This is a genomic window from Kitasatospora sp. NPDC002965 (assembly GCF_040611255.1).
GTDB lineage: Bacteria > Actinomycetota > Actinomycetes > Streptomycetales > Streptomycetaceae > Kitasatospora.
This window is the reverse complement of the sequence record NZ_JBEXNT010000035.1, coordinates 1-13347: the sequence shown is the minus strand read 5'-3', so window position 1 is coordinate 13347 and position 13347 is coordinate 1. Positions and strand designations below refer to the sequence as shown.

General features: G+C 73.2%; 10 protein-coding genes. 3 read left to right on the top strand and 7 right to left on the bottom strand.

Annotated features, from left to right (window positions below):
- Positions 1–285: 285 nt before the first annotated feature.
- The 5 genes from ABZY91_RS16385 to mmuM all read right to left on the bottom strand — a co-directional run bounded on the left by ABZY91_RS16385 (position 286) and on the right by mmuM (position 6562).
- Positions 286–1881 carry a glycerol-3-phosphate dehydrogenase/oxidase gene (locus ABZY91_RS16385; protein WP_329885213.1) on the bottom strand — a complete coding sequence of 532 codons (1596 nt, stop codon included), beginning with the start codon at positions 1879–1881 and terminating at the stop codon, positions 286–288.
- A gap of 148 nt (positions 1882–2029) precedes the next feature.
- Positions 2030–3556, bottom strand: coding sequence for a glycerol kinase GlpK (glpK, locus tag ABZY91_RS16380; protein ID WP_329885212.1), 1527 nt, complete (start codon positions 3554–3556; stop codon positions 2030–2032).
- Between the two features lie 94 nt (positions 3557–3650).
- Positions 3651–4370 carry an MIP/aquaporin family protein gene (locus tag ABZY91_RS16375; protein WP_329947557.1) on the bottom strand — a complete coding sequence of 240 codons (720 nt, stop codon included), beginning with the start codon at positions 4368–4370 and terminating at the stop codon, positions 3651–3653.
- A 322-nt stretch (positions 4371–4692) separates the two neighbouring features.
- On the bottom strand, positions 4693–5457 hold the full coding sequence (locus ABZY91_RS16370; RefSeq protein ID WP_355402933.1) for an IclR family transcriptional regulator: 765 nt from the start codon (positions 5455–5457) through the stop codon (positions 4693–4695).
- 184 nt (positions 5458–5641) lie between these two features.
- Positions 5642–6562 carry a homocysteine S-methyltransferase gene (gene mmuM, locus ABZY91_RS16365; RefSeq protein ID WP_355402931.1) on the bottom strand — a complete coding sequence of 307 codons (921 nt, stop codon included), beginning with the start codon at positions 6560–6562 and terminating at the stop codon, positions 5642–5644.
- 154 nt (positions 6563–6716) lie between these two features.
- On the opposite strand from mmuM, the gene ABZY91_RS16360 reads away from it, so the two are divergent.
- The 3 genes from ABZY91_RS16360 (at position 6717) to ABZY91_RS16350 (ending at position 10495) form a co-directional block, all read left to right on the top strand.
- The gene (locus ABZY91_RS16360) at positions 6717–7733 is read left to right on the top strand and encodes an NUDIX domain-containing protein (protein WP_329947559.1); all 1017 of its coding nucleotides are present in this window, start codon (positions 6717–6719) and stop codon (positions 7731–7733) included.
- 40 nt (positions 7734–7773) lie between these two features.
- The gene (locus tag ABZY91_RS16355) at positions 7774–8322 is read left to right on the top strand and encodes an NUDIX domain-containing protein (RefSeq protein ID WP_355402929.1); all 549 of its coding nucleotides are present in this window, start codon (positions 7774–7776) and stop codon (positions 8320–8322) included.
- A gap of 136 nt (positions 8323–8458) precedes the next feature.
- Complete coding sequence (locus ABZY91_RS16350; protein ID WP_355402927.1) at positions 8459–10495, top strand: acetoacetate--CoA ligase; 2037 nt, start codon at positions 8459–8461, stop codon at positions 10493–10495.
- A 122-nt stretch (positions 10496–10617) separates the two neighbouring features.
- Here ABZY91_RS16350 and ptsP read toward each other — a convergent pair whose 3' ends face one another.
- Positions 10618–12288 (bottom strand): phosphoenolpyruvate--protein phosphotransferase, encoded by a 1671-nt coding sequence (gene ptsP / locus ABZY91_RS16345; RefSeq protein ID WP_329885205.1) that lies wholly within the window; start codon positions 12286–12288, stop codon positions 10618–10620.
- A 101-nt stretch (positions 12289–12389) separates the two neighbouring features.
- Positions 12390–12839 carry a PTS glucose transporter subunit IIA gene (locus ABZY91_RS16340; protein ID WP_329885204.1) on the bottom strand — a complete coding sequence of 150 codons (450 nt, stop codon included), beginning with the start codon at positions 12837–12839 and terminating at the stop codon, positions 12390–12392.
- Positions 12840–13347: the final 508 nt, after the last annotated feature.

Here is a 13347-nt window from a genome sequence, read left to right as displayed (position 1 = left end):
GCGGGCGTTCCCCAGGGGGAGCGCCCGCCCGTCACGTTCGGGAGGTCACTTCAGCAGCACCCGCCAGCCGTCCTCCCCGCCCTTCCCGCCCTTCCCGTCCGGGCGGAGCGTCAGCTCCTTCCCCCGGGCCGGGCGTGGATCCGATCGTGACGCACCGTGTGCGCACGACCGCGACGGCGTGGTGGCAAGGTTGCGGAGCCCCCGGCCGTGGCGCCGCCCCGGCACGCCGGAGGGCGGGCACCCCCCAGCCCTGGGGTGCCCGCCCGGCACGGCTGCGCCGTGGCGCTACTTGCCCTGGCGCTTGCCCAGGAACGCCTCGACCTCGGTGCGGATCTCCGGGGTGTCCAGGCCGCGGACGGTCATCGTGGTGCGGCGGCGCAGCACGTCGTCCACGGTGTACGCCCACTCGCTGTCGGCCGCGTAGGCGACCTGCGCCCAGACGTCCGGCCCGTCCTCGTGGATCGGCCGGCCGAGCTCCGGGTTCTCGTCGATCATGCGGGCGATCTCGAAGGAGAGCGTGCCGTAGTGGCTCGCCAGGTGCTTGGCGACCAGCGGCTCCATCCGGGAGCCCGGCTCGCGGTCGATCAGCAGGCGGTGCGCGACGGCGTTCGGCGCGCCGACGCCCGGCAGCGGGACGGTCGGGGCGATCGGGGACATGTCCTCGCCGAGGGAGGTGCCGGGCACGTGCGCCAGCTTCTCCAGCACCGTCCGGCCGATGTGCCGGTAGGTGGTCCACTTGCCGCCGGCGACCGACAGCATGCCGCCCCTGCCCTCGGTGACGACCGTCTCGCGCTTGGCCGCGGCGGTGTCGCCCGGGCCGCCGGGCAGCACCCGCAGGCCGGCGAAGGAGTAGGTGATCAGGTCGCGGTCGAGGTGCTCGTCGCGGATGGCGTGCGCGGCCTCGCCCATGATCTGGTCGATGTCCGCCTCGGTGGCCCGGACGTCCTGCGGGTCGCCCGTGTACTCCTCGTCGGTGGTGCCGAGCAGGACGTGGTCCTCCCACGGGATGGCGAAGGAGACGCGGTACTTGTCGATCGGGATGGTCAGCGCGGCACGCCACGGGGCGCGGCGCTTGACGACGACGTGGGCGCCCTTGGAGAGGCGGATCGACGGCGCGGCGCCGGCGTCCTCCATCTTGCGCAGGTGGTCGACCCACGGGCCGGTGGCGTTGAGCACCAGGCGGGCGTCGACCCCGAACTCGGTGCCGTCCAGGCGGTCCCGCAGTTCGGCGCCGGTGACCCGGCTGCCGGTGAAGCGCAGGCCGGTGACCTCGGCGTGGTTCAGCACGACCGCGCCGGCGTCGACGGCGGCGCGCACCGTCATCACCGCGACGCGCGAGTCGTTCATCTGGTGGTCGCCGTAGACGGCGACCGAGCGCAGGCCCTCGCTGCGCAGCGCGGGCACCTGCTGGGCGGCGTGCGCGGCGGTGGAGACCCGGCCCATGCCGTCGCGGAAGGCGGAGAGCGCGGAGTACAGGAAGACGCCGGCGCCGAGCTTGGGCGCGCTGTGCGGGCCGCCCTTGTAGACCGGCACGAAGAAGGTCAGCGGGTTGACCAGGTGCGGGGCGACGTCGGTGGCGAGCGCGCGGCGCTCCTTGTGGTTCTCGGCGACCAGCTTGACCGCGCCGGTCTGCAGGTAGCGCAGACCGCCGTGGACCAGCTTGGAGGAGGCGCTGGAGGTGGCGCCCGCGAAGTCGCCGGCGTCGACCATGGCGACCTTCAGACCGGCCTGGGAGGCCGTCCAGGCGACGGCGGTGCCGAGGATGCCGCCCCCGATCACCAGCAGGTCGTAGGTGGCCTTGCCCAGCAGCTCGCGGGTCTCGGCACGGGATGCGGTGTGGCCGGCGGAGCGCTCGGCGCCCAGGGTCGGGATGGTTGCCATGGTGTGTGTACGGCGCGCGGGTCGGGCTGCGCCGTTACTCCTCTCGGTGTGCGTACGGCCCCTGGGGAGAGGCCGGGTCGGCCCGGTGCGGCGGGCCGGTGAAACGGGAGCGGGCCGGCCGGGGCTGCTGCCCCGACCGGCTTCGCGATCAGTTGTTCTCGTCCTCCTCCACCCAGCCCATGGTGCGCTCGACGGCCTTGAGCCACTTCTTGTACTCGCGCTCCCGGGTGGCCTCGTCCATGCGCGGGGTCCACTCGGCGGCGCGGTGCCAGTTGGCCCGCAGGGTGTCGAGGTCGTTCCAGAAGCCGACCGCCAGACCGGCCGCGTAGGCGGCACCGAGGGCGGTGGTCTCGGCCACGTACGGGCGCTCGACCGGGGCGTCCAGGACGTCGGCGATGTTCTGCATGAGCAGGTTGTTGCTGGTCATGCCGCCGTCGACCTTGAGGGCGGTGAGCTCGACGCCGGAGTCCTTCTGCATGGCGTCGACGACCTCGCGGGTCTGCCAGGCGGTGGCCTCCAGGACGGCCCGGGCCAGGTGGCCCTTGGTGACGTACCGGGTGAGGCCGGCGATCACACCGCGGGCGTCGGAGCGCCAGTACGGGGCGAAGAGGCCGGAGAAGGCCGGTACGAAGTAGGCGCCGCCGTTGTCCTCGACGGTGTTGGCGAGGGTCTCGATCTCGGCGGCGGTCGAGATGATGCCGAGCTGGTCCCGCAGCCACTGGACGAGCGAGCCGGTGACGGCGATCGAGCCCTCCAGCGCGTAGACCGGCTTCTGGTCGCCGATCCGGTAGCCGACGGTGGTCAGCAGGCCGTGGTACGAGTTGACGATCTTCTCGCCGGTGTTCAGCAGGAGGAAGGTGCCGGTGCCGTAGGTCGACTTGGCCTCGCCCTCGTTGAAGCAGGTCTGGCCGAACAGCGCGGCCTGCTGGTCGCCGAGCGCCGCCGCGACCGGCACGCCGGCCAGGTCGCCGACGGCCTCGCCGTAGACCTCGGCGGAGGAGCGGATCTCCGGGAGGACGGCCATCGGCACGCCCATCGACTCGGCGATCTTCTCGTCCCAGGCCAGCGACTGGAGGTTCATCAGCATGGTGCGGCTGGCGTTGGTCACGTCGGTGACGTGCTTGCCGCCCTCGACACCACCGGTGAGGTTCCAGATGACCCAGGTGTCCATGGTGCCGAACAGGATGTCGCCGGCCTCGGCGCGCTCGCGCAGGCCCTCGACGTTGTCCAGCAGCCAGCGGATCTTCGGGCCGGCGAAGTAGCTGGCCAGCGGGAGGCCGGTCTCGCGGCGGAAGCGGTCCTGGCCGACGTTGCGGCCCAGCTCGCGGCAGAGGGCCTCGGTCCGGGTGTCCTGCCACACGAGCGCGTTGTGGACCGGCTCGCCGGTGTGGCGGTCCCACAGGACGGTGGTCTCGCGCTGGTTGGTGATGCCGATCGCGCGGATGTCGTCCTTGGTCAGTCCGGCCTTCTCCAGCGCGCCGCGGACGACCGACTGCACCCGGGTCCAGATCTCGGCGGCGTCGTGCTCGACGTAGCCCGGCTGCGGGAAGATCTGCCGGTGCTCCTGCTGGTCGACGGAGACGATCCGGCCGTCCGCGCCGAAGATGATGCAACGGCTGGAGGTGGTGCCCTGGTCGATCGCGGCGATGTAGTTGCCAGTGCCAGTGGAGGTCATGAGGGTCCTCGGCTCGTTCAGCGGAATTCGGGGGTGGGTGGGCCTGACTCTCAGGTCAGTCCCCGTGCTCGGGCCGGGTGGAAACCCGGGGGCGTCAGAACGCCACGTGGTACAGGCCGCCGGCGAGCAGGCCGCCGATGACCGGGCCGACCACCGGGATCCAGGCGTAGGACCAGTCGGAGCCGCCCTTGTTCGGGATCGGCAGCAGCGCGTGGACGATGCGCGGACCCAGGTCGCGGACCGGGTTGATGGCGTACCCGGTCGGGCCGCCGAGCGACAGGCCGATGCCGACCACGGTGAAGGCGACGATCAGGATGCCGGTGCCGGAGAGGCCGAGGCCCTTGGTGAGGCCCTGGGTGAGGATGCCCAGGCAGAGCACGAAGGTACCGATGATCTCGGTGAGCAGGTTCTGGACCGGGTTCCGGATCTCGGGGCCGGTCGAGAAGATACCGAGGGTGGGCTCCTGGTTGGCCTGGAACTGGCCGAGGTAGGTGAGCCACACGAAGACGGCGCCGATCATCGCGCCGAGCAGCTGGGAGCCGAGGTAGAGCGGGACCGTGCTCCAGTCGCCGCTGTCCACCGCGAGGGCCAGGGTGACCGCCGGGTTCAGGTGCGCGCCGGACTTCGGGGCCGACATGTAGGCGGCGATCATCACCGCGAAGCCCCAGCCGAAGGTGATCGCCAGCCAGCCGGCGTTGAGGGCCTTCGACTTCTTGAGCGTCACGGCGGCACAGACGCCGCCGCCGAGAAGTATCAGCGCTGCGGTGCCGAGGGTTTCGCCGACGAAGATGTCGCCGTTGGAGAACGCGGACACAAAGACTCCCTTGTCCATATGGCCCGGAGGTGCGGGTGGGGGCAGGGGCCGGGCGATCGGGGGGCGGGTGAGCGCTCTGTGGGATCGTTTCGCACGGCCATCGTTCGACAATGTCGACCGTCATGCGGAAGCTTCCTCCCCGGGTCGCCCTCACGTCAAGGCCGGGTTACGCAGCTGTGACCCTTGGCTCGGTCCGCTACCCGGCGTCATCGACTGGATAGTCGCAATTTTGGACAAAACGGTAAGGCGCGGACAGGCGACTCGCCTGTCCGCGCCTCAGCGTGAACGTCGTGCATCCGGGGCGGCGCCCCGGCACCCCGGGTCAGAACCGGCCGGCGCCCAGGTCCCGGGAGATCGCCCGCGCGGCGCTGCGCACCGACGCGACCAGCGACGGCTTCACGAAGCCGTCCTCGCAGACCCGCTCCACCGGGCCGTTGACGCAGACCGCGCCGACCGGGTTGCGCCGCCGGTCCTGGATCAGTGCGCCGATCGAGGCCACGCCCTCCCAGGTCTCCTCGACCGCGTCCGCCCAGCCGCGCTCGCGGGTCAGCGCCGCCTCGGCGTCCACGTCGGCCGCCGAGGTCAGCGTCCGCGCCGTGTACGGCTCGTACGGCCCGTCGCCCAGCTCGCCGCGCGCCACCGGGTCGTACGCCAGCAGGACCTTGCCCAGCGCGGTGGAGTGCAGCGGCTGCATCGAGCCGACCTCCAGCACCTGCCGGGTGTCGTCCGGCCGGAAGACGTGGTGCACGATCAGCACACCCTGGTGGTGCAGGACACCCAGGTAGACGGTCTCCCCGGCCGCCCTGGCCAGGTCGTCCGCCCACACCAGGGCCCGCGCGCGCAGCTCGTGCACGTCCAGGTAGCTCTGGCCGAGCCGCAGCAGCTCCGCGCCCAGCTGGTACTTGCCGCTCTCCGGGTCCTGCTCCACGAAACCCTCCTGCTGGAGGGTGCGCAGGATGCCGTGCGCCGTCCCCTTGGCCAGGCCCAGCGCCGTCGCGACCTCGGACAGGCCCAGGCGGCGCTCGCCGCCGGCCAGCAGGCGCATGATCGCGGCGGCCCGGGAGAGCGACTGGATCGGGCCGGGCATGTGTACCTCCGGGCTGACAGGCGGTCGACAATGTCGACCGCAGTGGTAACGGGCACGAGTCTGCCAGGCCGTGCCCGGTCCGTGCACCTTCCCCCTCGGTAACCCCCGCGCCTCCGACCCGTCCCGGGCCGTCCCGGATCGGTCCCGGCGCGCCCCGGCCGCGGGGCCGGCCCTCCGCCCGGCCTCAGGGCCGGACGCGGGCCACCTCGGCGGCCAGCTCCCGGATCTGCGCCGGCCCCACCCGGCAGCAGCCGCCCACCAGCCGCGCCCCGCCCGACAGCCAGCCGGCCACCCGCTCCGCCGCGAAGGTCGGACCGCCGGTCCAGTCCCGCGCCGCGGCGTCCCAGCCCTCGCCGCTGTTCGGGTACACCACGACCGGCTTGCCGGTCACCCGCGCCGCCAGCGCCACCGCCCCGTCCACCTCCTGCGGCGCGCAGCAGTTCACCCCCACGGCCACCACCTCGTCCGCCTCCGCCGCCGGTGCGAACGCCTCCGCCAGCGGCTGCCCCGCCCGGGTGCGCCCGCCCGCCACGCTGAACGACAGCCAGACCGGCACCCCCAGGCCGCGCACCGCCCGCAGCAGGGCCCGGGCCTCGTCGGCGTCCGGCACCGTCTCCAGTGCCAGCACGTCCGGCCCGGCCGCCGCCAGGGCCTCCAGCCGGGGCCGGTGGAACGCCTCCAGCTCGGCCGTGCTCAGCCCGTACCGTCCCCGGTACTCCGAGCCGTCCGCGGTCACCGCGCCGTACGGACCCACCGACGCCGCCACCCAGCGCCGCCGGCCGGGCAGACCCTCGGCCGCCTCCCGGGCCAGCTCCACGCCGAGCGCCAGCAGCCGCGCCACCCCGGCCCGGCCCACCCCGCGCCGGGCGAAGCCCTCGAAACTCGCCTGGTAGCTCGCCGTGATCGCGACCTCGGCCCCCGCCTCGAAGTACGCCCGGTGCACCGCCCGCACCGCCTCCGGCGCGTCCAGCAGCAGCCGGGCCGACCACAGCCCGTCCGCCAGGTCGTGGCCGGCCGCCGCCAACTGGTCGGACAGCCCGCCGTCCAGCACCAGGGGGCCGGCCGCCAGGGCCGTGGCGAAGTCCGACGGGGGAGTGCTGGGCATGACGGCCTCCTCGCGACGAAGCTCCTGGTCACACCCTAGAAGCAGAGCGGTCCCCGGATCCCCGGAAAATCATTTGCCGCAGAGGCAAAGGATCGCTACGTTGTGCTCATTCCGAGAAGGACGGGCACGCACCGTGAGTGGAGAGGAGCGCGCCGTGACCACCCCACCCGACACCCCGGGCCGCACGGCCGCCGAGCAGGAGTGGCTCGCCTCCTACGACCCCCGTGCGTACACCCCGGTCGCCGTCACGGTCGACGTCGTCGCCCTGACCCTGCGCCACGGCTGCCTGCACGTCCTGCTGGTCGAGCGCGCCCTGCCGCCCTACCAGGGCCGCTGGGCGCTGCCCGGCGGCTTCCTGCGCGCCGGCGAGGAGAGCCTCGACGAGGCCGCCGCCCGCGAGCTCGCCGAGGAGACCGGCCTGCACGGCACGGTCGAGGCCGCGGCCGCGCTCAGCCGGATCCACCTCGAACAGCTCGGTACCTACGGCGCCCCCGACCGCGACCCGCGCATGCACGTGGTCGGCGTCGCCTACCTGGCCTTCGCCCCCGATCTGCCCGACCCGCAGGCCGGTACGGACGCGGCACGAGCCGCCTGGCACCCCGTCACCGACCTGGACCTCCGGCCGCCCGGCCGGTCCGAGACCGCCGGTGCACCCGCCGACACCCACGGGGGTGGCGTCGGCAGGTGCACCGGCACCCACATCCGGGCGACGGAGACGGCCGGACCCGCACCGAGCGGTCCCGCCGACGCCGCCCTCGACGCCGCCCTCGATCCGGGCTACGCCTGCCGGGGCGGCGCCCGGCCGGGCGCCGCGGCCCCGATCGCCCTGGCCTTCGACCACGCCCGCATCCTCGCGGACGGACTCGACCGCGCCCGCGCCAAGATCGAGTACAGCCCGCTGGCCACCGCCTTCCTCCAGCACGACTTCACCATCCCCGAGCTGCGCGCCGTCTACGAGGCCGTCTGGGACGAGAAGCTCCACCCCGGCAACTTCCACCGCAAGGTGCTCTCCGTCCCCGGCTTCGTCGAAGGCACCGGCACCACCACCAAGCACGGCGGCGCCCGCGGCGGCCCGCGCGCCCGTACCTACCGCTCCGGCGACGCCCGCCTCCTCCACCCGGCCCTCCTCCGACCCGCCCGGGAGGAAGAGGCGGGGGAGCGGATCCACTGACCGGGCCCCGCCTCCGGCCGGCCCCCACTAGCATCCGGCCATGACGATTCACGAGGCCGGCACGGTGCGCCACCGCCCCAACTCCCACTGCCACTTCTGCGGCACCCTCTACCCGCCCGGTACCGACGGCTGGCCCCGCGTCTGCCCGCAGTGCACCGAGATCAGCTACCGCAATCCGCTCCCGGTCGTCGTCACCCTCCTCCCCGTCACCCAGGACGACACCGCCGCCGGCCTCATCGTCATCCGCCGCACCATCGAGCCCGGGTACGGCGAGCTCGCCCTCCCCGGCGGCTACGTCGACTACGGCGAGAGCTGGCAGCAGGCCTGCGTCCGCGAGCTCCGCGAGGAGACGGGCATCCTCGCCGACGCCGTCGACATCACCCTGGTCGCCACCGACTCCGACACCCACGGCGGCTTCCTCTGCCTCTTCGGCCTGCTCCCGGCCCGCCCGCTCACCGAACTCCCGGCCTCCGTGCCCACCGAGGAGACCGACGGCTGGCAGCTCTCCACCCCGGACACCCCGCTCGCCTTCCCCTTCCACACCCGCGTCTCCCGCTCCTGGTACGACGGGGAGTTCACCCGCCCCTGACCAGGGCCTGACCGCGCCGGGCAGACCCTGGCGCACCGGCCGATCACGTGGCAGGGTCTGCACCGACAGCCCCCAACCGGACGCGGGCCCTGCCACGAGCAGCCCCGTCCTTACCACCGGCCGGGAGACCACCACCGTGAGCACTCCACCCCAGGACCAGCCGCTCTGGCGCCCCACCCCCGCTCGCGCCGCCAGCACCGGGATCGTGGCCTTCCAGGCCTGGGCCGCCCAGCACCACGACGCCCCGGCCGCACCGCTCGCTCCCACCGCCTCCGACGCCGAGGCCGCCGCCCGCTACGCCGCCCTGCACGCCTGGTCCGTCGAGGACCTCGACCGCTTCTGGACGGCCGTCACCCAGTGGTTCGACGTCCGGCTCACCACCGAGGCCGGCACCGACGAACCGCTCGGCGTCCTGGCCGACCCCGCCATGCCCGGCGCCCGCTGGTTCCCCGGCCGCAAACTCAACTACGCCGAGCACGCCCTCCGCCACGGCGAGGACCGGGCCAACGCCGACAAGCCGGCCGTCCTCCACCTCGACGAGACCACCGAACAGCCCGTCACCCTCACCTGGGCCGAACTCCGCCGCCAGGTCGGCTCCCTCGCCGCCGCCCTCCGCGCGCGCGGCGTCCGCCCCGGCGACCGCGTCGGCGCCTACCTGCCCAACATCCCGCAGGCCGCCGTCGCCCTCCTCGCCACCGCGGCCGTCGGCGCCGTCTGGACCAGCTGCGCCCCGGACTTCGGCGCCCGCAGCGTCCTCGACCGCCTCCAGCAGATCGAGCCCGTCGTCCTGTTCGCCGTCGACGGCTACCACTACGGCGGCAAGGACCACGACCGCACCGACGTCGTCGCCGAGCTCCGCCGCGAACTCCCCTCGCTGCGCACCGTCGTCCACGTCCCCCTGCTCGGAGCCCCCGCGCCCGAGGGCGCGCTGCACTGGGACGACCTGGTCGCCGGCGACGTCGAGCCGGTCTTCGAGGCGGTCCCGTTCGACCACCCGCTCTGGGTCCTCTACTCCTCCGGCACCACCGGCCTGCCCAAGGCCATCGTCCAGAGCCAGGGCGGCATCCTCGTCGAGCACCTCAAGCAGGCCGGCCTCCACCTCGACCTCGGCCCCGAGGACCGCTTCCTCTGGTACACCTCCACCGGCTGGATGATGTGGAACTTCCTCGTCGCCGGCCTCCTCGTCGGCTCGACGATCGTCACCTACGACGGCAGCCCCGGACACCCCGACACCGGCGCCTTCTGGTCCGTCGCCGCCCGCACCGGCGCCACCGTCCTCGGCACCTCCGCGGCCTACGTCATCGCCGGCCGCAAGGCCGAACTCCGGCCCGGCCACGATCTCGACCTCTCCGCCGTCCGGTGCATCGGCACCACCGGATCCCCGCTGCCGCCGGACGGCTTCCGCTGGATCTACGACGAGGTCAAGGAGGACGTCTGGCTCGCCTCCGTCAGCGGCGGCACCGACGTCTGCTCCTGCTTCGTCGGCGGCGTCCCCACCCTCCCGGTGTACCTCGGCGAGATCCAGGCCCCGTGCCTCGGCGCCGCCGTCGAGTCCTGGGACGTCCAGGGGCACCCGCACACCGACGAGGTCGGCGAACTCGTCGTCACCAAGCCCATCCCGTCGATGCCCACCGGCTTCTGGAACGACCCCGAGGGCACCCGGTACCACGACAGCTACTTCGACACGTACCCCGGAGTCTGGCGCCACGGCGACTGGATCACCGTCACCTCGCGCGGCACCGTGGTCATCCACGGCCGCTCCGACTCCACCCTCAACCGGCAGGGCGTCCGGATGGGCTCGTCCGACATCTACGAGGTCGTCGAGCGCCTCCCCGAGATCGCCGAGTCCCTGGTCATCGGCCTGGAGGAGCCCGACGGCGGCTACTGGATGCCGCTCTTCGTGGTCCTGGCCCCCGGCGCCGAACTCGACGACGCCCTCGTCGGCCGCATCCGCGTCGCGCTGCGGACCGAACTTTCCCCGCGCCACGTCCCCGACGAGGTCATCGCCGTCCGCGGCCTGCCGCACACCCTCACCGGCAAGCGCATCGAGGTCCCGGTCAAGCGCCTGCTCTCCGGCACCCCGCTCGACCAGGCCGTCAACCCCGGCTCCGTCGACAACCTCGACCACCTGCGATTCTTCGAGCAGCTCCGCCGCGACCGCCGGGCCGGGTAGCCGGTACGCCGGCCCCCGGCGCATCCCCGCCACCCTCCCGGACACGCCGAAGGGGCCCCTCCACCGCCACGGTGGAAGGGCCCCTTCTCCGGAGGAACGCGCGGTCGCGACCGCCTGTCCGGCTACTCGCCGGACAGCACCTGCTGCGCCGCTGCCCGCGCCTCGTCGGCGCTGTCCGTCGCACGGGCGGCCTCGGCGGCCCGGCGGCACTGCGCCAGCGTGTACTTGCCCAGCGTGGTGCGCACGTAGGGGATCGACGCCGCGCCCATCGACAGGCTGGTCACCCCGAGACCGGTCAGCACCACGGCCAGCAGCGGGTCGGAGGCCGCCTCGCCACAGACGCCGCAGCTCTTGCCGGCCGCGGCGGCGGCCTCGGCGGAGAACGCGATCAGGTCCAGCAGCGCAGGCTGCCACGGGTCCTGCAGCCGGGCCAGCGCGCCGACCTGCCGGTCGGCGGCGAAGGCGTACTGGGCGAGGTCGTTGGTCCCCAGCGAGAGGAACTCGACCTCCTGGAGGATCGAACGCGCCCGCAGCGCCGCCGACGGGATCTCGACCATCGCGCCGAACTTGGCGTTGAGCCCCGCCTCACGACACGCGTCGGCGAAGTCCTTGGCGTCCTTGCGGTCGGCCACCATCGGGGCCATCACCTCAAGGTGCACCGGCAGGCCCTCGGCCGCCGTGGCCAGCGCACGCAGCTGGGTCTGCATGACCTCCGGGTGCTCCAGCAGTGTCCGCAGACCGCGCACACCGAGCGCGGGGTTCGGCTCGTCCGCCGGGGTCAGGAAGTCCAGCGGCTTGTCCGCGCCCGCGTCCAGCGCCCGGACCACGACCCGGCCCTCCGGGAACGCCTCCAGCACCTTGCGGTACGCCTCGACCTGCTTCTCCTCGCTGGGCGCCTTCGCCGAGTCGTCCAGGAAGAGGAACTCGGTCCGGAACAGGCCGACGCCCTCCGCGCCGGCCTCCAGCGCGGCCGGCAGGTCGGCGGGTCCACCGATGTTGGCGAGCAGCGGGACCTTGTGCCCGTCCAGGGTCTGGCCCGGACCGGAGGAGGCGGCCAGCGCGGCCTTGCGCTCGGCGGCGCTCCGGCGAAGCTCCTCCTGCTTCTCCTCGGTCGGCTCGACCAGCACGTTGCCCGAGCTGCCGTCGACGGCGACGACGGTGCCCTCGGCGACGTCGGCCGCTCCCGGGAGCGCGACCACGGCCGGTACACCCATGGCCCGCGCGAGGATGGCGCTGTGGCTGGTCGGCCCGCCCTCCTCGGTCACGAAGCCGAGCACCAGCGTCGGGTCGAGCAGCGCGGTGTCGGCCGGCGCGAGGTCCCGGGCGAACAGCACGTACGGCTCGTCGCTGTCCGGGACGCCCGGCATCGGCACGCCCAGCAGGCGCGCCACGATGCGGTTCCGCACGTCGTCGAGGTCGGCGACCCGGCCCGCGAGGTAGTCCCCGGCCGAGGCCAGCAGCGCGCGGTAGGCGGCGAACGCGTCGTAGACACCGCGCTCGGCGCTGCTGCCGACGGTGATCCGGCGGGCGACGTCGGCCATCAGCTCCGGGTCCTGCGCCATCAGGGCCTGAGCCTCGAGGACGGCCTGCGCCTCGCCACCGGCCAGGTTGCCGCGGGCGATCAGGTCCGCGGCGACCGCCTCGACGGCCGCCTGGGCGCGGGCCTGCTCACGCGGGGCGTCCTCGGTGGGGATCTGGGTGGCCGGCGGCTCCAGCACCGCCGTACCCATGTGCCGCACCTGGCCGATCGCGACCCCGTGGCTGACACCCACGCCGCGCAGCGTCTTCTCCATGTATGTCTCCGCTGAGGGAAGCGGCCCCGCCGGGTACCGCTGTGTGCCGGGCCGCCCCGTCCGGTGCGGAGGGGCGGATCTGTCGGGAAGGTAGAGAGGGGTCAGCTCCAGTTGAACAGGGCGTCGCCGACGGCGACCTCCCCGTCCTCGCGGACGTCGCCCAGCGCGTCGGCCGAGGCCTCGAGCGCGACGATCGGCGAGATCGGCGACTTGCCGGCGGCCTCGACGGCGGCCGGGTCCCACTTGATGACGGCCTGGCCGCGGGTGACGGTGTCACCCTTGTTGACGAGGAGCTCGAAGCCCTCGCCGTTGAGCTGGACGGTGTCGATGCCCAGGTGGGTCAGCACGCCGTGGCCGTCCGCGTCCACGACGACGAACGCGTGCGGGTGCATGGATACGACCACGCCGTCCACCGGGGCGACGGCCTCGGTCGGGCGACGGACCGGGTCGATCGCGGTGCCCGGACCGACCATCGCGCCCGAGAAGACGGGGTCCGGCACGCCGGCGAGCCCGACGACCTTGCCGGTCAGCGGCGACATCACAGTGGTCATGGTTGAGCCTCCCAAGTGCGCACTACAGGCGAGCGGCCGCGAACAGCGGCAGGATGATCGAGCGCAGTGATCGTCTGAAGCCTAAATCATGTCAACTTCGGACATCAGCTGACATTCCCAGGCGAAGTGACCTGCCTGTCCGCCCTCACCAGCCGGTCATCTTGCCGACCGCTGGTGGTCTAGTCCTCTTGGCCGATGCGCCGCACTCTACAGGCATCTTGGCGAATCGGGACCATTGCTGTATATGCTCGCGAGAGCAACAAATCACTCCTCCGACCGGGTGACGGCCGGCGCGGCCCGATTCGCGCTCCGGCGGACGACCCGCTATGGTTGGTCGAGTCGCCGCGAGACGACGGTTAACGCCAGGTTTCAGATACGAAAAGCGCCGGTTAAGAACTGGCAAACGGATCTGCTAAGCTGGAAACACGAAAGAACGAAGCGCCCGGAGGGCCGGTGTGAAAGCCGCCTGAAGGAAGTGTCCGTTCCTTGAGAACTCAACAGCGTGCCA

Bases quoted from the DNA above. Each gene is read 5' to 3' on its own strand.
- ptsP (WP_329885205.1), bottom strand. From the start codon at position 12,288: ATGGAGAAGACGCTGCGCGGCGTGGGTGTCAGCCACGGGGTCGCGATC.
- ABZY91_RS16385 (WP_329885213.1), bottom strand. From the start codon at position 1,881: ATGGCAACCATCCCGACCCTGGGCGCCGAGCGCTCCGCCGGCCACACC.
- glpK (WP_329885212.1), bottom strand. From the start codon at position 3,556: ATGACCTCCACTGGCACTGGCAACTACATCGCCGCGATCGACCAGGGC.
- mmuM (WP_355402931.1), bottom strand. From the start codon at position 6,562: ATGCCCAGCACTCCCCCGTCGGACTTCGCCACGGCCCTGGCGGCCGGC.
- ABZY91_RS16355 (WP_355402929.1), top strand. From the start codon at position 7,774: ATGACGATTCACGAGGCCGGCACGGTGCGCCACCGCCCCAACTCCCAC.
- ABZY91_RS16340 (WP_329885204.1), bottom strand. From the start codon at position 12,839: ATGACCACTGTGATGTCGCCGCTGACCGGCAAGGTCGTCGGGCTCGCC.
- ABZY91_RS16370 (WP_355402933.1), bottom strand. From the start codon at position 5,457: ATGCCCGGCCCGATCCAGTCGCTCTCCCGGGCCGCCGCGATCATGCGC.